The organism is Tenacibaculum sp. Mcav3-52 (assembly GCF_022347665.1).
GTDB lineage: Bacteria > Bacteroidota > Bacteroidia > Flavobacteriales > Flavobacteriaceae > Polaribacter > Polaribacter mesophilus.
Map to the genome: position 1 here is coordinate 13,511 of NZ_JAKRGE010000008.1, position 16,332 is coordinate 29,842.

A 16,332-nucleotide genomic window follows, 5' to 3' on the forward strand; every position below is an offset into this window, starting at 1 on the left:
ACTGGTCGCAATTTTGTAAGTTTGCTTTTCGTAAATTTTCTAGATGAAAGAGCAAGTAATTTTAGTTGATCAGCAAGATAATCCGATAGGATTAATGGAAAAAATTGAAGCACATGAAAAAGCTTTACTACACAGGGCATTTTCGGTATTTGTTTTTAATGATAAAAATGAATTGATGTTACAACAACGTGCTGCTGAAAAATATCACTCCCCTTTGTTATGGACAAATACTTGTTGTTCACACCAAAGAGATGGAGAATCGAACATTGAAGCTGGAAAACGTAGATTACAAGAAGAAATGGGGTTTTCATGTGAGTTAGAAGAAGTATTCTCTTTTATTTATAAAGCTCCGTTTGATAATGGCTTAACAGAGCATGAATACGATCATGTAATGATTGGTCGATTTAACGACGAACCTATTGTAAACCCTGAAGAAGTGGCGTCATATAAATGGATGCCTTTAAAGGAGGTGAAAAATGATATAGATAATCATCCAGAAAAGTATACAGCTTGGTTTAAAATAATTTTTAAAGAATCGTACGATAAAATATCTAAGTATATTTAATTATGCCTAAAGTAACAGTTCACAGAAAAGCACATTTTAATGCAGCACATAGGTTATTTAACCCTAAATGGTCTGATGAGAAAAATTACGAGGTTTTTGGTAAGTGTAGTAACCCTAACTACCACGGTCATAATTATGAGCTAATTGTTTCATTAACTGGTGAGATAGATCAAGAAACAGGATATGTATATGATTTAGGTAAGCTGAAAGATTTAATTAAGTCGAAGGTTGAAGATCTATTGGATCATAAAAACTTAAATATTGAAGTAAAGGAGTTTAAAAATGTTAATCCTACAGTAGAAAACATATCAGTAGTAATTTATAATAAGTTACGTGTAAGTATTCCAGAAAAATTAGACTTAGCAATTACATTATATGAAACTCCAAGAAACTACGTAACTTATAGAGGTACATAATTTATGATAAACCAATTACTAAGATTTACTCCAATTTTAAAGCAAAAGGTTTGGGGAGGAAAAAAACTAAACCTACTACTTCATAAAAACTCAGACGGATCCAATATTGGAGAGAGTTGGGAAATTTCAGATGTTGATGGAGATGAATCGGTTGTTAGTAATGGTAACCTTAAAGGAAGAACATTAAGAAGTCTTTTAAAAGAGTATAAGAACGATTTAGTAGGTGAATATGTATATGAAACTTTTGGAGAGCAGTTTCCATTATTAATAAAATTTATTGATGCAAAAGAGGTTTTAAGTATTCAAGTACATCCTGATGATAAATTAGCAGAACTTCAAGAGTCTTTTGGGAAGACAGAGATGTGGTATGTAATGCAAGCCGATAATGAAGCTAATATTATTATAGGTTTTAAAGAAAACTCTAATAAAGAAGAATACGTATATCACCTAAATAACAAGACGCTCTTAAGTATTTTAAATGTAGATAAAGTGTCCAAAGGAGATGTTTATTTTGTGCCACCAGGAAGAGTACACGCTATTGGTGCTGGTTTACTGATTGCTGAAATTCAACAAACCTCAGACATAACTTACCGTATTTACGATTGGGATAGAAAAGATATAGACGGTAATTACCGAGAACTCCATACTGAAAAAGCATTAGAAGCTATTGATTTCTCAGCTAAAAGTTCCTATAAAACAACTTATAAGAAACAAAAAAATATAGCGAATAAAGTTGTTGCATGCCCTTATTTTACAACAAATATATTACCAGTGGAGGGGAAAAAAGAAATAGATTTATCTAAAAAAGATTGCTTCGTAATTTATATGTGCGTAGAAGGGGAGGTAACATTCTTTTATGAAAGTCAACAAGAAGTTGTAAGAAAAGGAGAAACAATCTTGGTACCAGCATGTATTGATAAAGTGGAAATTTTATCAGAAAACTCTTCAGAACTATTAGAAACGTATATAAAATAAGCTTAAGAGAAAAGAATCTCCTAAGCTTATAAACAAACCAAACTAACTTAACGATTGCTTAATTGATTGTAAAATCAATTTTTAGGAATAATTAAGACGCTTTTTTAATTGTATAGCCAAAAGTAGCTGTACATATAATATTTCGTTTCTTTTCTTCTTTTTTAGATACTGTTATATTGAAAATAATCTCAGTATCACTCAATTTTTTAATATTGTTTTTGATAACAAGTTTATCATTAAGGTATGCGTTGCCTAACAGATCAAACTCAATACTGTTAAAACTAAAATTAGAAGAGTCTGGATAAAAGCCTAAAGAAGTATTCGCGCTAGATTCAATTTTATCGTATAAAACTGAAGTTTTTAACACTTTGTTTTTGCTAACCTGCTTTTTGTTAACTATAAATTGATTTGGCTGACTGTTTGATGTGATATTTAATGTTTTCATGATAATTTTAAGGATTAAGTATTAGTAATTCCGGATCTCTGTAAAATGGATTTTGTACTGAGTACATTACAGTTGAGGCTACATGTTTTCTAATTGAGTTTCGATACTTAAAAGTGTTCATAATGTTTAAAATTTAAAATATTAGTAAATAAAAAAGGTGCTTTTTTAAAAAAGCACCTTTGGTTAAATTTATATTAAAATTGATTGTTTAAAATCGATGTTTAAATCTGTTTCTTTGGGTGCTTTTAGTTACATATACATATTGTTTATGCATGCGGGCAGTACACATAATCGAATTGATTGTGTTAAAAATAAACGTGTATGTACCTAAAAGCGTCTTCATAATGACTCAAAAGTAGTAAAAGTTTTTAATAATTGAACAAAACTAAAAAGTATTTAATGTTAAAGTTTTATCAATGTGAGTATTATCAGTTTTTATGATGGCAGTTTAAATACGTATCTTTGATACGTAAATACTTATGATTATTTATGAAGATAATAGCAATGATACCTGCACGTTATAGTGCATCACGTTTTCCAGGGAAATTGATGAAAGATTTAGGAGGAAAACCTGTAATTGTAAGAACCTATGAAGCAGCTGTAAAAGCAAACCTTTTTGATGAGGTATATGTGGTAACCGATTCCGAAGTAATTTACAACTCTATAGAAAAAGTAGGAGGTAAGGTTTTAATGAGTCAAAAAGAACATGAATGTGGCTCTGATAGAATTGCAGAAGCAGTTGAAAATTTAGATGTAGACATTGTGGTAAATGTACAAGGAGACGAACCTTTTATTGATACAGTTTCCTTATCAAAACTAATTAGTGTTTTTAAATCTGATATTCAAAAAGAAATAGATTTAGCATCACTAAAAGTAAAAATGACGAATAAAGAAGATATTCAAAATCCAAATAACGTTAAGGTAATTACTGATACAAATGATTTTGCTATTTATTTTTCAAGAAGTATAATTCCATATCATCGAGATAAAGAAGTTCCTGTAAACTATTATAAGCACAAAGGAGTTTATGCGTTCAGAAAAGAAGCGTTAATTGATTTTTATCATACCCCTATGACACCAATAGAGGCTGCTGAAAAAATTGAATGTATTCGTTATTTAGAAGTAGGAAAAAAAATAAAGATGATAGAAACTTCAGTGGAGAGTATTGGTATTGATACTCCTGAAGATTTAGAGAAAGCTATAAAACAACTAGAAAATGAATAATATTAAAATAATATCTTTTGATGCAGATGATACACTTTGGGTAAACGAGACTTACTTTCGTGATGCTGAAGATGATTTTGCTCGATTATTGTCCGATTATGAAACAGAGAATAAAATCCATCAAGAGTTATTTAAAAAAGAAATAGAAAATCTTAAAATATACGGGTACGGAGTAAAAGGTTTTATGCTGTCAATGGTTGAATGTGCGCTAGAAATTTCTAACTATAAAATTAGTCCTAAAAAAATGGAAGAAATTCTTGAAATAGGAAAAGATATGTTAGAAAAACCAATAGAACTCCTAGATGGGGTAGAAGAGGTGTTGCAAGAATTACATGGAAAATATAAGTTAATTGTAGCAACCAAAGGAGATTTGTTAGATCAAGAACGTAAGTTGGCAAAATCAGGAATTTTAAAATATTTTCATCATACAGAAGTGATGAGTGAGAAGAAAAAAACTGATTATAAAAAATTAGTAAAACGCTTAGATATTAATCCTTCAGAGTTTTTAATGATAGGAAACTCATTAAAATCAGATGTGTTACCGTTAATTGAAATAGGAGCAACAGCGATTCATGTTCCGTTTCATACAACATGGGCACACGAAGAGGTTAAAGAAGAGCAAAAATCAGATGCTTACAAAACAGTATCTAGTATTACAGATGTATTAAAATTTTTATAAATGAAATACCTAGATATTGAAAGTTGGAATAGGAAAGAGCTTTTTAAACATTTTAGAACTTTAGAAGATCCAACTTTTGGATTAGTTGTAGATGTAGATGTGTCTATAATCTATCAATTAGCAAAAGAAAAGAATCAGTCCTTTTTTGTCCGATACTTACATGCTTGCATGAAAGCTATAAATGCAGTTGAGAATTTAAAATATAGATTAGAAGGTGATAAAATAGCTGTTTACGAAGTAATCAACGCTTCAGCAACTATTGCAAGGCCTGATAACACTTTTGGATTCTCATATATAGATTATTCTGAAAAGTTTGAGGAATTCAATTGTAACTTTCAAAAGGAAAAAGAACGAATTTTAAATTCTAATGATTTGTTTCCGTCTAAGTACTCTTTAGGATGTATACATTGTTCGGCCATTCCTTGGGTAAGCTTTACAGGGCATAAAGAACCTTTTTCAGGAAATAAAAATGATAGCGTGCCTCAATTAGCTTTTGGTAAAATAAAGGAGCAAAATAAAAAAATGTTAATGCCTGTGGCTGTTAATGTAAATCATGCTTTGGTAGATGGATATCATGTAGGGCAGTTTTTTGAAAAATTTCAAGAAGAATTGAATAAAATCGATTAATTTTGCATCAAAATTTATAATTATGGCAAGCATAAAAAATTTAAAGAAAGATATTAACTATACGTTAGGAGATATTATTAGTATTTGTCAAATAACAAAAGAGTTAAACCCTGAAGCAGATAAAGCAAAGGCAGATGCTATTGTAGATGAGGTTATTGTAACTTTTGATGATTTAATAGCTAAAGTTAACGCAAAAAACGTTGAAAATAAGAAAGCTTACTATAAATCAATTAATACAGAGTTAGAGACTAGAGCAAATGCTTTAATAGAAAAAGTGAATAGTTTATAGTATTGTAAATTATACGACTAAAAATGCGAGACTTGAATAAGTCTCGCATTTTTTTTGGATAAACTTTAACACTCTACTTGGAATAAAAATTTGTAAATTACGTTCAGTATTTAATAACAGATAACCCCAATAAAAATGGCAAGAGCTATGTATGAGTACACGAAAACTGTGCTTCAAAAGGTTAGTTTTAACGCTGATTTATTTTGTAAAGAGCTTGAAAAAGCTTTAGGTAGATTACTACCTTATGAAATAGATGAACTAACTATTTGGCTAAAACAATTTACGGCTAATAAACCAGATTTAAATGTTTGTTTAGCCTTAGTCGATAAGTAAAAAAAGGAAGCTTTTAAAGCTTCCTTTTTTTACTTATCGATGTTTCTTTTTTTCACCCTTTAGCTTTTTTATGAGCTTTCGGTGAAATTCATGTTCAGCCACCTCCAAGGTGAGGATTTTTTTATCTGATAAAAAGGTAGAAAGTTTATCATAAAAATTAGTTTTAGTTTCATATTGTTCTTTTGAAACGGACTTAATTTTATTAACAATTTCTTTTGATTCTTTATCAGTTAAGCTATCAATTCCTCCACAACTAAGTATTTTCTTTTTAATACTGTAGCGTTCTGCTTTATGAAGTTCAATCATTTTTTTGTCATATACATTATATAGTGGCCAAAACTTATTGGCTTCTTCTTCTGTTAAGTTTAACTTTTCAGAAAGAAAAGCAACCTTAAAAGCTTTAACCTTTTCATAATTTCCTTTTCTTGTTTGCGCTTGAACAGAAAAAAAGGAAGTGAAAATTACGAATAATATAAATAATTTTTTTTTCATTATTGTTCTATTTCATTTATGAGTGTTGTTGTATCAACAGAATTTAAGTAGTCTTCTAGTGTTTCATCACTAATAGAGGCTAATATATCTTCATCTAGTTCAGACGTGTTTAATGTTGCTGCAAGCTCATTATTGTCAATATCACCGTATCCATTTTCATACCAAGATTCAATATCGGTAATGGTTATATCTTCGAAAGTAATTTTTTGAGTATTAAAATAATTAAAACCGATGAAAAGTAAAACTGAAGCTGCAGCGGCTAAAGGGATGTACTGTAAAATTCTTTTACGTAATGAAATTACTTTCGTTTCTGTAGTTTGTTCTGTAACTAATTTTGATAGAATTTGAGTTTCGATTGTGTCAAAATAATCATCAGGAGTATTGAACGTTTTCTTTTTTGGTAAACTATCTATAAAAATGGAAGTATTAATTTTTTCTTCAATTTCTTCAAAGTAGTTTTGAGGAATTGAAAAACCACAATTCTTACCAGCTTTTAGGCTTGAGAAATTTATAGTATGTTTATTTTTTTTATTCATTATACTTTAGTAAGACTATTCTTATAGTAAAAGGTTTAATTATAGTTCTTTATAAAATGTTCTATTTTTTTTGTTGCTATGTGATAAGAAGCTTTTAAAGCTCCAATAGATGTGTTAAGAATTTCAGAGATTTCCTCATATTTCATTTCATCGAAATACTTCATATTAAAAACTAATTGTTGTTTTTGAGGTAATGTAGCAATTGCTTTTTGTAAAATAAGTTGAATTTCATCACCTGAAAACCAATAATCGCTATCTAGAGTGGAAGTAATTTGTAGTTGATAATCAGAAATATGAATGTTTTTCTCTTTAGCTTTTTTATTGATGAAGGTAATAGCTTCATTGGTTGCTATTCGGTACATCCAAGAAAATAGTTTGCTATCTCTTTTAAATTGATTAATATTTTTGTAAACCTTTATAAAGGTGTTTTGTAAAACATCGTCAGCATCTTCATGAGAAATTACAATCTTTCGTATATGCCAATACAATCGCTCTTTATATTGCGATACTAGGTTTTTAAAAGCAACCTGTTTTGTGGTAGGTTGCTGCAATTGATCTATAAGTGTAATTTCGTCAATCAACTAAAAACTATTTAGCTGTTAGACTATAAAGATAGTTAAAGGTTTAAAAAGAGTAATAAAAAAATACTATTTAATTCTTTTTGTGCAACCAAATAAACGTTTTTCTTTGATAGTTTCAGAAACTCCTTTAGGAAGCATTTCTTCCCATCCATCTTCTCCGTTTTTAATCATTTTTAAAACTTTTCTAGAGAAAATATGTAAAATATCGGGATTAAAGTCTTTAATATCAATTAATCTACCGTTATTTTTGAAGAACTTATAAAGTTCTTTCATTCTAGGGTGCACTTTAAGGTTTTCACTAGTAATATATTCACCAGTTTCTTCATTTTTATAAGGATACATATAAACTTTTAAATCTCTGTAAAAAAGTTTTCCAAATGCTTCTAAAATACCTCCACTTAAATCACGGTAATATTTCTCGTTAAAAATTTGAATAAGATTATAAACCCCCATTGCAAGCCCCATACGTTCCTTAGTATATTCACTAAAATACTCTACAAGCTTAAAGTACTCTTGGTAGTTGGTGATCATAACATTCAAACCAAGAGAGCATAATAGTTCTGCTCTGTCTAAAAAGTCACGTTCATTAATTTCTCCTTCAGCACGAAGATTACTTAACGTAATTTCAAAAATAATTTTAGTTTTTTTAGGGTCTACCTTATTCTCGTCAAAAAACAATTGCTTAGCACTTTCAAACATGTCCATATTAACCTTTGTTACAGGTCTATAACTTCCTCTAAGGGCTAATATATTTTTTTTATAAAGTACTTGTGCAGGCAATAAGTTGTTTCCATCAGGACCAAACATTACAGCATTTGTCATTCCGTTTTTAACAAGTTGTAAGCTCATTAAACGGTTGTCAACATACATAAAACGAGGTCCAGAGAAATTAATCATATCAATTTCTAAACGATCTTTGTCAATATTATCGTAAAAAGATTTTAATAAATCTTTCGGATTATCATTTAAATAATAAGCACCATAAATTAAGTTTACACCTAAAACGCCTAATGTTTCTTGTTGTTGACGTGCATCTGTTTCTTTAAAACGTAGGTGTAAAACAATTTCGTTATAATCTTCTAGTGGATCTAATTGAAAACGAATTCCAACCCATCCATGACCTTTAAACTTTTTAGTAAAGTTAATCGTTGCCACTGTATTAGCATAGCTAAAGAACAATTTATCAGGATGTTTTTGACGATCAAGTCGCTCTTCAATTAAATCCATTTCGTGCTTTAGCATCTTTTTTAATCGAGGCTCTGTAACATAACGATTGTCTTTTTCAATTCCATAAATGGCATCAGAGAAGTCTTTATCATAAGCACTCATAGCTTTCGCTATTGTACCAGAGGCTCCACCAGCCCTAAAAAAATTACGAACAGTTTCTTGACCAGCTCCAATCTCTGCAAAAGTTCCATATATGTGTGCGTTTAAGTTAATCTTTAACGCTTTCATTTTGGTAGTTGGTACAGTGTTTATTTTTTGATCTCCTTTTAACGTAATTGCCATTTTGTTATTTTTTGTTACGTAGTACAAATGTACTGAAATTACAAACGAACAGACAATTTTTGTTGTATTTTTGTGATGAAAATGAAGAAAAAAAATCAAGTAAAAATAACTTTTTTAGGAACGGGAACTTCTACTGGAGTTCCAATGATTACCAGTAAACATCCTGTGGCATTATCTAAAAATCCGAAAGACAAAAGATTACGATCTTCGGTGTTAGTTTCATGGGGTGATATTAACTATGTGATTGATTGTGGTCCAGATTTTCGTCAGCAAATGATGCGTGAAGAGGTGGCTTCGATTAAAGGGATTTTATTTACCCATGAACATGCAGATCATATAGCTGGTTTAGATGAAATTCGTCCGTACTGCTTTCAAATAGGACCAGTACCTATATATTTAACAAAAAGAGTGCTAGGAGTTTTACAAAAGCGATATGATTATATATTTGCAACAGAAAATCGATACCCAAGTGCACCAAGTGTAGCTCCAACGATTATTTCACATAAAGAAAGTTTTGAGTTAGAGGGAGTAGAGGTTACTCCAATTGAAGTAATGCACGGTAATTTACCGATTCTCGGATATCGTTTTAATAACGTAGCATATATAACCGATATTAAAACTATTTCAGAAGGAGAGAAAGAAAAACTAAAAAACCTTGATGTTTTGATTGTGACAGGTTTACGAAGAGAACCTCATAAAACACATTTTAACTTAGAAGAATCGTTAAGTTTTATAGAGGAAATTAAACCTAAAAAAGCATATTTAACACATATTAGTGAGCTTTTAGGATTACATGATGAGGTTGAAAAAGAATTACCAGAGAATGTGTTTTTAGCTTATGACGGATTACAAGTTTAGTATTAAAAAAATTAATACTACAATCAATTTAAATTACCTGAAGTAATTGATGATTTTAAAATAGCTTCTTATTTTTACTCTAAATTTTATAGCATGAAAATTATAATATCACCAGCAAAATCGTTAGACTTTGAAAGCAAAGCTACTACTGATGTATATACGCAACCTAGGTTTTTAGAGCAATCTGAAAAACTGAATAAGAAGTTAAGAACATTGTCAAGAAAAAAATTAAGCGAGTTAATGAAGATTTCTGATGATTTAGCAAGTTTAAATTATGATAGAAATCAAGATTGGCAACCTCCTTTTTCTTTAGATAATGCAAAACAAGCAGTATTTGCATTTACAGGTGAAGTGTATAGAGGTATTGATGCCAGTTCTATATCAGAAGATAAGATTTCTATTTTACAAGAGAAATTAAGAATTTTATCAGGGTTATACGGTTTGTTAAAACCGTTGGATTTAATTCAACCTTATCGTTTAGAAATGGGAACTAAGTTAAAAGTAGGTAGAAGAGAAAACTTATATAAGTTTTGGGATACTACATTGGCTGAGTCGCTAAATGAAGAATTAGGAGATGGAGAGTTGTTAATTAATTTAGCAAGTACAGAATATTTTAAGGCGCTTCCTAAAAAAGCATTAAAAGTACCTATGATAACTCCCGTTTTTAAAGATTTTAAAAATGGACAGTATAAAACTATTATGACCTTTGCTAAAAAAGCTCGTGGATTAATGGTGCGTTACATTATAGATAATAACGTGGAGATTTTAGAAGAGTTAAAAGGTTTTGATGTGGAAGGATATGGTTTTTCTGAAGAAATGTCTACCGAAACTGAATTAGTATTTACAAGATAGATGAAACGAAAAAAAGTTGCTATTATTTTTCTTTTAGGTTGTCTACTAGTTGTTACTTCTATTTATGTTTCAAACAAAGTAATAATTAATAATGCAGAAGGAAAATTATTTAATTCTACAGAAAATATATCTAAAAATAAAGTAGGGCTGTTATTAGGTACGGTAAAGTATTTGTCTGATGGGAGAATAAATCTGTATTATCAATTTCGTTTGAATGCTGCTGTGGAGTTATACAAAGCTGAAAAAATTGATTTTATTTTAGTAAGTGGCGATAATGGCTCCGAAGGATATGATGAACCAACCGATTTTAAAAATGATTTGATTGAATCAGGAATTCCTGAGAGTAAAATTTATTTAGATTATGCTGGTTTTAGAACCTTAGATTCAGTAGTAAGGGTAAAAGAAGTTTTTGGTCAAACCTCAGTAACAATAATATCTCAACAATTTCATAATGAAAGAGCATTGTATTTGGCAAACCATTTTGATATTGAAGCAATAGGATATAACGCCAGAGGAGTTTCAGGAAAAAAAGCTATGAAAGTTCAATTAAGAGAATATTTAGCAAGGGTAAAAGTATTTGTAGATATTCTCTTAAATGTTAAACCCAAGTTTTTAGGAGAACCTGTTGAAATAAAATAACTCTTAACAATCAGCTAAACGAACAGTAACAGCTAAACCACCTTCTGAAGTCTCTTTGTAGTTTCTATTCATGTCTTTAGCCGTTTCCCACATAGTATCTACTACTTTGTCTAAAGGAACTTTAGATTCTTTTGGATTGGTTTCTAAGGCTAATTCAGCAGCATTAATAGCTTTAATTGCCCCCATAGCGTTACGTTCAATACAAGGTACTTGTACCAATCCGCCAATAGGATCACAAGTAAGTCCTAAATGATGTTCCATGGCAATTTCAGCAGCAACTAAGCATTGTGACGGAGTTCCGCCTAACAATTCTGTTAATGCAGCAGCGGCCATGGCAGAGGATACACCAATTTCAGCTTGACAACCACCCATAGCAGCAGAAATTGTTGCATTTTTCTTAAAAATACTTCCTATTTCTCCAGCAACTAGCAAGAATTTTTTAACATGTTCAAAAGTAGCATCGTGGTTTTCTATTACTAAATAATACATTATTACAGCAGGAATAACTCCAGCACTTCCGTTGGTTGGAGCAGTAACAACTCTACCCAAAGAAGCATTCACTTCGTTAACAGATAAAGCTAAGCAGCTTACCCATTTTAAAATTTCACGGAATTTTACTTCTGTACTTCTAATAGCAGTAATCCATTCTTGTTGGTTCGTATATTCAGCTTCTTTAATAAGTCTTTGGTGTGTTTCAAATGCACGTCGTTTTACATTTAATCCGCCAGGTAAAATTCCTTGAGTGTGACAACCTATGTACATACATTCTAACATAGTGTTCCATATGCGATGCAATTCTTTGTCGATGTCTTCAGCAGAATTAATTACAAGTTCATTTTGGTAAACAATGTCAGAAATATTTAATTCTTCCTTTTCGCAATAGGCTTCAAGCTCAGTAGCTCTGTTGATAGGGAACGGAAAGTTTTGCTTATTTATCTCAATATCTTCAGCAAGATTATCGTCTTCTTGCACAATGAACCCTCCACCAATAGAATAGTATGTTTCTGTAGAAATTTCTACACCGTTAGCATATCCTCTAAAAGTCATTCCATTAGCATGAAAAGGTAAAAACTCTTTATTGAATGTTACTGAGCCGTTGGCAAAAGCAATATTTCTTTCATTATTAAAAAATAAAAGTTCTTTAGTTTTAATATCATTGATAATAACATCAATTGTTTCAATTGGAATATATTCAGGATCAGCTCCACTTAAACCTAATAAAACAGCTAAATCTGTTGCGTGCCCTTTGCCTGTTAATGAAAGAGAACCATATAAGTCCACTTTTATCTCTTCAATTAAAAGAAATTCATTTGTATCTTTTAATTTTTGAATCCATTGTTGAGCCGATCTCCAAGGGCCTAGAGTATGAGAACTAGATGGTCCCACCCCAATTTTAAGCATGTCAAAAACACTAATAAATTGCGACATAAATATAAGTTGTTTGTTGGCGGCTAAAATAAAAAAATCCTGTATTTAAAACTTAAATACAGGATTTATATTTTTTAGAAAGAGAGGTTATTACATTCCGTAAACAGACTCTTTATCAAATTTCTTAACCAACATGTAGTATACAACTGCACGATACTTATTTCTTTCCGACTTTCCAATTCTTTCCATTACTTCTCCAATAGCTTTATCTAATTCAGGTCCATCAGCTAAACCTAATTTTTTCATTAAGAAGTTTTTCTTAACAGTTTCTAGTTCTTTAGGGTCACTTCCTGATACGGTTTCAGCATCTTTTTTATAAATAGAAGGGCCTAGTCCTTTTGTTACAGCAGTTAATAAATCAGTGTTAGAACGAATATCTCTATCGTCCATAAACTTTTTATAAAGCGCCACTTTTTCGTCAAATTTACTCATGATTTTTTGTTTAAAATTAGATATTAATTTTTATGTTCTTTCAAAGATAGAAAAATAATTAACTCTTTCAAATAACTTATTTTTAATAAAAACGAATGTTTTATATTGTTAATTAAATTGTTGAAAAGAAATAAACATACCAGTAAATAGGTATTATTCTTGCAGTAACTTTATATAAATTCAAATCTGTAGCCCATGTCAATATCAAAATTTGAATCTATGTTGAAAACCAACGAGGTATATTTTTTCGATGCTGTAGAGTTTGAGACAATTATAGAGCATTATTTAAATATAGGTAAGCAGTCGTTGGCAAAAAAAGCCGTACAGTTAGGTTTAGAGCAGCATCCGTCTTCAATTCAATTAAAATTAATGAAAGTAGAAATTTTAATTTTTGAAGATGAATTGCATGAAGCAATTAAGATGTTATCTAATATCGAAGCTGTAGAACCTCATAATGATGAAGTATTTATCCAAAAAGCAATTATCTTATCTAAAAAGAAACAGCACACAGAAGCAATTGCTATTTTAAAAGAATCTTTACAGTATATAGAAGATCCATCTGATGTTTGGTCTATGATAGGTATGGAGTACTTGTATCTTGATGATTTTGAAAATGCACGTTTGAATTTTGCAAAGTGTATTGAGGTAGATTATGAAGATTATTCATCGTTGTACAATATAGTTTATTGTTTTGATATGGAGGGTAGTCATGAAGACGCAATAAAATTTTTAAATTCGTATTTAGATAAAAATCCATATTGTGAAGTCGCATGGCATCAATTAGGAAGGCAATATTTTGAACTAGGAATGTTTAAAGAAGCATTAACAGCTTTTGATTATGCAGTATTGATTGATGATAGTTTTATAGGGGGGTATTTAGAAAAGGCAAAATCCTTAGAAGAATTAAAGCGCTATGAAGAAGCAATAGATAATTATTTGGTTACACTGGAATTAGATGACCCAACGGCTTATGCTTATATAAGGATTGGGGAGTGTTATGATAAACTTGAAAACACACAAACAGCAATACACTTTTATAAAAAGGCAGTACATGAAGACCCTCTTTTAGATAGAGGCTGGGTTTTATTAACAAATGCTTGTTATAATCAAGGAAATTATGAAAAAGCATTGTACTATATAAATAAAGCAATTCATATAGATGAATCAAATGTTTTATATTGGAGGCGTTATGGAGATATTAATTTAAAACTTAATTTTTACGAAGAATCAGTTAAGGCTTTTAAAACCTGCTTATCTTTAGGAGATAAAGAGATTGAAATTTACATTGCTTTAGTAGATGTTTTATTGTTTTTAGGAGAATTTAATCAAGCACTTAAGATATTAATTCAAGCAAAAAAAACGTATAAAGAATTTGCAGAAATTGAGTATAGACTTTGCGGATTGTTTATGATTCTAGGAAAAGAAGAGTATGGAGTGGCTCATTTGAATAATGCTTTAGCCATCGATTTTGAATATCATACAATTGTTAAGGACTTATTTCCTTCTGTTTTTGAAAATAAAAGAATAAAAAAAATTATATCTAATTACGATAAAGCTGTTCAATAAAGGCTTTCATGTTTAACACTAGTAAGTATTAATTGTGTTAAGAAACAAACTTCCATATTTTTCTTAAAATTAAAATACAAATTAAGGAGATTATTGAAAGTGTTGCAGCTAGAGTTGTTTCACCATAAATCCAATTTCCAGAGGCGAATAAGAAGCTGTAAATACCTATAGTTCCAGTTATAAACCCTAAAATTTTATATCCAACATTTTTAAATTTATTTTCGTTCTCAAAAATAAGACTATCAAATTTTTCTAAGGTTTTAGTATTGGTGGGGTTTGTTAAAAGAGTTACAATAACCCAACCTACAGTAGTAACCAAAACGCCAATAATTAATTGCCAATATCCCGCAATTTGAGTAAATGGAATCTCCATTTTTCCATTGATAAAAAAGAAAACAGCAATTATAAAAGATATGGCCATTGCAGCAATTTCACTATATGGGTTAATTCTACTCCAAAACCAACGTAAAATAAATAACAGTCCAGTTCCTGCACCAATTTGTAGCAGCAAATCGAAAACTCCTTTAGCTGATTGTAAATAGAAAGAAAAAAGAGCAGCACACAACATTAAAACTATAGTTGATATTCTTCCAACTACTACCTTTTGCTTTTCAGAAGCATTTTTATTTATAAACCTACTGTAAAAATCATTTACAATGTATGAACTTCCCCAATTTAATTGAGTAGAAATTGTACTCATAAAAGCAGCTATTAAAGAGGTTAATACGATTCCTAATAATCCAGCAGGTAAGTAGGTCATCATTGCAGCATAAGCCACATCGTGTCCTTGCATTTCAGTTGTTAAACTAGGAAATGCTTGATTCATACTATCCAAACTTGGAAAAATAATTAATGAAGCAAGTCCAACAATAATCCATGGCCAAGGTCGTAATGCATAATGGGCAAAATTGAAAAATAAAGTAGCCCAAGTAGCATTTTTTTCATCTTTAGCAGCTAACATACGTTGCGCAATATAACCACCACCACCAGGTTCAGCTCCAGGATACCAAGTACTCCACCATTGTACAGCAAAAGGAATTATAAATAAAGTAATTAATGCTTCTTTATCTGAGAAATCAGGAAACATTGCTAGTTTGTCACTTACGTTAGGATGTGTCAATAAATTTGAAAGTCCGTCAATTTCTGGTAAACCAACAATATATATAGTAGCCCAAATAGAACCAACCATAGCAATTAAAAACTGTACAAAATCAGTAAGTAAAACACCTTTTAATCCACCTAAAGAAGAGTAAATAACAATAACTATTGAAGAATAAAAAAGTGTTTCTTCTTGTGATATGCCTAATAAAATATTAGCAATTTTAGCTCCGGCTAAACAAACACCTGCCATTGTAATTACGTTAAAAATAACACCTAAATAAATAGCTCTAAAACCTCTTAAAAAGCTAGCCATCTTACCAGAGTAACGTAGCTCATAAAACTCTAAATCGGTAGTTATTCCTGATTTTCTCCATAGTTTAGCATAAAAAAATACGGTAAGCATTCCTGTAAGAAGCATTGCCCACCAAACCCAGTTACCAGAAACACCATTTTCTCTAACTAGTTCAGTAACCAATCCAGGAGTATCAGCAGCAAATGTAGTTGCAACCATAGAAACCCCTAACAACCACCATGGCATATTTCTTCCTGATAAAAAGAATTCGGAACTGTTCTTTCCTGCTGATTTTGAACTCCAAAGACCAATAAGTAATGAAAGAATAAAAAAACCGAAAATAATAATATAATCAAGAGAGGTTAATAACATAGTTTGTTTTATTTGTTGGCTAAAAGTAACCAAATAATATTAAACGTTAAACTTCAATTAAAAAGCAAAATGAATTTATTGTTTTTTATTAAAAAATGACTAAAATTGAGTAAATTTGATA

Annotated in this window: 20 protein-coding genes; 12 read left to right on the forward strand and 8 right to left on the reverse strand. The window is 30.2% G+C overall.

What is annotated here, in order from left to right; genetic code table 11:
* Positions 1-43: 43 nt before the first annotated feature.
* The 3 genes from idi to MHM83_RS15600 are packed head-to-tail and all read left to right on the forward strand — an operon-like array spanning position 44 to position 1,956.
* Positions 44-565 carry an isopentenyl-diphosphate Delta-isomerase gene (idi, locus tag MHM83_RS15590; protein ID WP_167713572.1) on the forward strand — a complete coding sequence of 174 codons (522 nt, stop codon included), beginning with the start codon at positions 44-46 and terminating at the stop codon, positions 563-565.
* A 2-nt stretch (positions 566-567) separates the two neighbouring features.
* Positions 568-981, forward strand: a complete 414-nt coding sequence (locus MHM83_RS15595) for a 6-pyruvoyl trahydropterin synthase family protein (protein ID WP_073183816.1) — start codon at positions 568-570, stop codon at positions 979-981.
* Positions 982-984: 3 nt separating this feature from the next.
* Positions 985-1,956: a type I phosphomannose isomerase catalytic subunit gene (locus tag MHM83_RS15600; RefSeq protein WP_239180786.1), complete on the forward strand. Its 972-nt coding sequence runs from the start codon at positions 985-987 to the stop codon at positions 1,954-1,956.
* A 91-nt stretch (positions 1,957-2,047) separates the two neighbouring features.
* On the opposite strand, the gene MHM83_RS15605 is transcribed toward MHM83_RS15600, so the two are convergent.
* Positions 2,048-2,401 (reverse strand): hypothetical protein, encoded by a 354-nt coding sequence (locus MHM83_RS15605; protein WP_239180788.1) that lies wholly within the window; start codon positions 2,399-2,401, stop codon positions 2,048-2,050.
* A gap of 489 nt (positions 2,402-2,890) precedes the next feature.
* On the opposite strand from MHM83_RS15605, the gene kdsB reads away from it, so the two are divergent.
* The 5 genes from kdsB to MHM83_RS15630 all read left to right on the forward strand — a co-directional run bounded on the left by kdsB (position 2,891) and on the right by MHM83_RS15630 (position 5,553).
* Positions 2,891-3,625, forward strand: a complete 735-nt coding sequence (gene kdsB, locus MHM83_RS15610; RefSeq protein ID WP_073183808.1) for a 3-deoxy-manno-octulosonate cytidylyltransferase — start codon at positions 2,891-2,893, stop codon at positions 3,623-3,625.
* Complete coding sequence (locus tag MHM83_RS15615) at positions 3,618-4,304, forward strand: HAD family hydrolase (RefSeq protein WP_047789138.1); 687 nt, start codon at positions 3,618-3,620, stop codon at positions 4,302-4,304. The genes kdsB and MHM83_RS15615 overlap by 8 nt, the downstream gene beginning before the upstream one ends.
* Positions 4,305-4,931, forward strand: a complete 627-nt coding sequence (locus tag MHM83_RS15620) for a CatA-like O-acetyltransferase (protein WP_239180790.1) — start codon at positions 4,305-4,307, stop codon at positions 4,929-4,931. It abuts the gene before it with no gap.
* A 22-nt stretch (positions 4,932-4,953) separates the two neighbouring features.
* Positions 4,954-5,220, forward strand: coding sequence for a hypothetical protein (locus tag MHM83_RS15625; RefSeq protein ID WP_239180791.1), 267 nt, complete (start codon positions 4,954-4,956; stop codon positions 5,218-5,220).
* A 135-nt stretch (positions 5,221-5,355) separates the two neighbouring features.
* Entirely contained in the window at positions 5,356-5,553 is a 198-nt protein-coding gene (locus MHM83_RS15630; RefSeq protein WP_239180793.1) for a hypothetical protein, read from the forward strand.
* Positions 5,554-5,586: 33 nt separating this feature from the next.
* Here the strand turns inward: MHM83_RS15630 and MHM83_RS15635 are convergent, their stop codons facing one another.
* The 4 genes from MHM83_RS15635 to MHM83_RS15650 all read right to left on the reverse strand — a co-directional run bounded on the left by MHM83_RS15635 (position 5,587) and on the right by MHM83_RS15650 (position 8,671).
* Positions 5,587-6,045 (reverse strand): hypothetical protein, encoded by a 459-nt coding sequence (locus MHM83_RS15635; RefSeq protein ID WP_047789134.1) that lies wholly within the window; start codon positions 6,043-6,045, stop codon positions 5,587-5,589.
* Positions 6,045-6,581: a hypothetical protein gene (locus MHM83_RS15640; protein ID WP_047789133.1), complete on the reverse strand. Its 537-nt coding sequence runs from the start codon at positions 6,579-6,581 to the stop codon at positions 6,045-6,047. The genes MHM83_RS15635 and MHM83_RS15640 overlap by 1 nt, the downstream gene beginning before the upstream one ends.
* A 35-nt stretch (positions 6,582-6,616) precedes the next feature.
* Positions 6,617-7,162 carry an RNA polymerase sigma factor gene (locus tag MHM83_RS15645; RefSeq protein ID WP_047789132.1) on the reverse strand — a complete coding sequence of 182 codons (546 nt, stop codon included), beginning with the start codon at positions 7,160-7,162 and terminating at the stop codon, positions 6,617-6,619.
* Between the two features lie 66 nt (positions 7,163-7,228).
* Complete coding sequence (locus MHM83_RS15650) at positions 7,229-8,671, reverse strand: hypothetical protein (protein ID WP_047789131.1); 1,443 nt, start codon at positions 8,669-8,671, stop codon at positions 7,229-7,231.
* 75 nt (positions 8,672-8,746) lie between these two features.
* Between MHM83_RS15650 and MHM83_RS15655 the strand changes: the two genes are divergently transcribed.
* From MHM83_RS15655 to MHM83_RS15665, 3 genes are all read left to right on the forward strand, one after another.
* Positions 8,747-9,529 (forward strand): MBL fold metallo-hydrolase, encoded by a 783-nt coding sequence (locus tag MHM83_RS15655; protein ID WP_073183804.1) that lies wholly within the window; start codon positions 8,747-8,749, stop codon positions 9,527-9,529.
* Positions 9,530-9,622: 93 nt separating this feature from the next.
* The gene (gene yaaA, locus MHM83_RS15660; RefSeq protein ID WP_167713577.1) at positions 9,623-10,381 is read left to right on the forward strand and encodes a peroxide stress protein YaaA; all 759 of its coding nucleotides are present in this window, start codon (positions 9,623-9,625) and stop codon (positions 10,379-10,381) included.
* Complete coding sequence (locus MHM83_RS15665; RefSeq protein ID WP_239180795.1) at positions 10,382-11,020, forward strand: SanA/YdcF family protein; 639 nt, start codon at positions 10,382-10,384, stop codon at positions 11,018-11,020.
* A gap of 3 nt (positions 11,021-11,023) precedes the next feature.
* Here the strand turns inward: MHM83_RS15665 and MHM83_RS15670 are convergent, their stop codons facing one another.
* Both MHM83_RS15670 and MHM83_RS15675 read right to left on the reverse strand, forming a co-directional pair.
* Positions 11,024-12,448 carry an L-serine ammonia-lyase gene (locus tag MHM83_RS15670; protein ID WP_239180797.1) on the reverse strand — a complete coding sequence of 475 codons (1,425 nt, stop codon included), beginning with the start codon at positions 12,446-12,448 and terminating at the stop codon, positions 11,024-11,026.
* 90 nt (positions 12,449-12,538) lie between these two features.
* Complete coding sequence (locus tag MHM83_RS15675; RefSeq protein WP_047789126.1) at positions 12,539-12,880, reverse strand: DUF2853 family protein; 342 nt, start codon at positions 12,878-12,880, stop codon at positions 12,539-12,541.
* A 195-nt stretch (positions 12,881-13,075) separates the two neighbouring features.
* Between MHM83_RS15675 and MHM83_RS15680 the strand changes: the two genes are divergently transcribed.
* Positions 13,076-14,446 carry a tetratricopeptide repeat protein gene (locus MHM83_RS15680; RefSeq protein ID WP_239180799.1) on the forward strand — a complete coding sequence of 457 codons (1,371 nt, stop codon included), beginning with the start codon at positions 13,076-13,078 and terminating at the stop codon, positions 14,444-14,446.
* Between the two features lie 37 nt (positions 14,447-14,483).
* Here MHM83_RS15680 and MHM83_RS15685 read toward each other — a convergent pair whose 3' ends face one another.
* Positions 14,484-16,211: a sodium:solute symporter family protein gene (locus MHM83_RS15685; RefSeq protein ID WP_167713578.1), complete on the reverse strand. Its 1,728-nt coding sequence runs from the start codon at positions 16,209-16,211 to the stop codon at positions 14,484-14,486.
* Positions 16,212-16,332: the final 121 nt, after the last annotated feature.

Coding starts and splice junctions, on each gene's coding strand:
- MHM83_RS15625 (WP_239180791.1), top strand. CDS start 4,954: ATGGCAAGCATAAAAAATTTAAAGAAAGATATTAACTATACGTTAGGA.
- MHM83_RS15605 (WP_239180788.1), bottom strand. CDS start 2,401: ATGAAAACATTAAATATCACATCAAACAGTCAGCCAAATCAATTTATA.
- MHM83_RS15600 (WP_239180786.1), top strand. CDS start 985: ATGATAAACCAATTACTAAGATTTACTCCAATTTTAAAGCAAAAGGTT.
- MHM83_RS15630 (WP_239180793.1), top strand. CDS start 5,356: ATGGCAAGAGCTATGTATGAGTACACGAAAACTGTGCTTCAAAAGGTT.
- MHM83_RS15665 (WP_239180795.1), top strand. CDS start 10,382: ATGAAACGAAAAAAAGTTGCTATTATTTTTCTTTTAGGTTGTCTACTA.
- MHM83_RS15685 (WP_167713578.1), bottom strand. CDS start 16,211: ATGTTATTAACCTCTCTTGATTATATTATTATTTTCGGTTTTTTTATT.
- MHM83_RS15640 (WP_047789133.1), bottom strand. CDS start 6,581: ATGAATAAAAAAAATAAACATACTATAAATTTCTCAAGCCTAAAAGCT.
- idi (WP_167713572.1), top strand. CDS start 44: ATGAAAGAGCAAGTAATTTTAGTTGATCAGCAAGATAATCCGATAGGA.
- kdsB (WP_073183808.1), top strand. CDS start 2,891: ATGAAGATAATAGCAATGATACCTGCACGTTATAGTGCATCACGTTTT.
- MHM83_RS15620 (WP_239180790.1), top strand. CDS start 4,305: ATGAAATACCTAGATATTGAAAGTTGGAATAGGAAAGAGCTTTTTAAA.
- MHM83_RS15670 (WP_239180797.1), bottom strand. CDS start 12,448: ATGTCGCAATTTATTAGTGTTTTTGACATGCTTAAAATTGGGGTGGGA.
- MHM83_RS15635 (WP_047789134.1), bottom strand. CDS start 6,045: ATGAAAAAAAAATTATTTATATTATTCGTAATTTTCACTTCCTTTTTT.
- MHM83_RS15675 (WP_047789126.1), bottom strand. CDS start 12,880: ATGAGTAAATTTGACGAAAAAGTGGCGCTTTATAAAAAGTTTATGGAC.
- MHM83_RS15615 (WP_047789138.1), top strand. CDS start 3,618: ATGAATAATATTAAAATAATATCTTTTGATGCAGATGATACACTTTGG.
- MHM83_RS15680 (WP_239180799.1), top strand. CDS start 13,076: ATGTCAATATCAAAATTTGAATCTATGTTGAAAACCAACGAGGTATAT.
- MHM83_RS15650 (WP_047789131.1), bottom strand. CDS start 8,671: ATGGCAATTACGTTAAAAGGAGATCAAAAAATAAACACTGTACCAACT.
- yaaA (WP_167713577.1), top strand. CDS start 9,623: ATGAAAATTATAATATCACCAGCAAAATCGTTAGACTTTGAAAGCAAA.
- MHM83_RS15595 (WP_073183816.1), top strand. CDS start 568: ATGCCTAAAGTAACAGTTCACAGAAAAGCACATTTTAATGCAGCACAT.
- MHM83_RS15655 (WP_073183804.1), top strand. CDS start 8,747: ATGAAAATGAAGAAAAAAAATCAAGTAAAAATAACTTTTTTAGGAACG.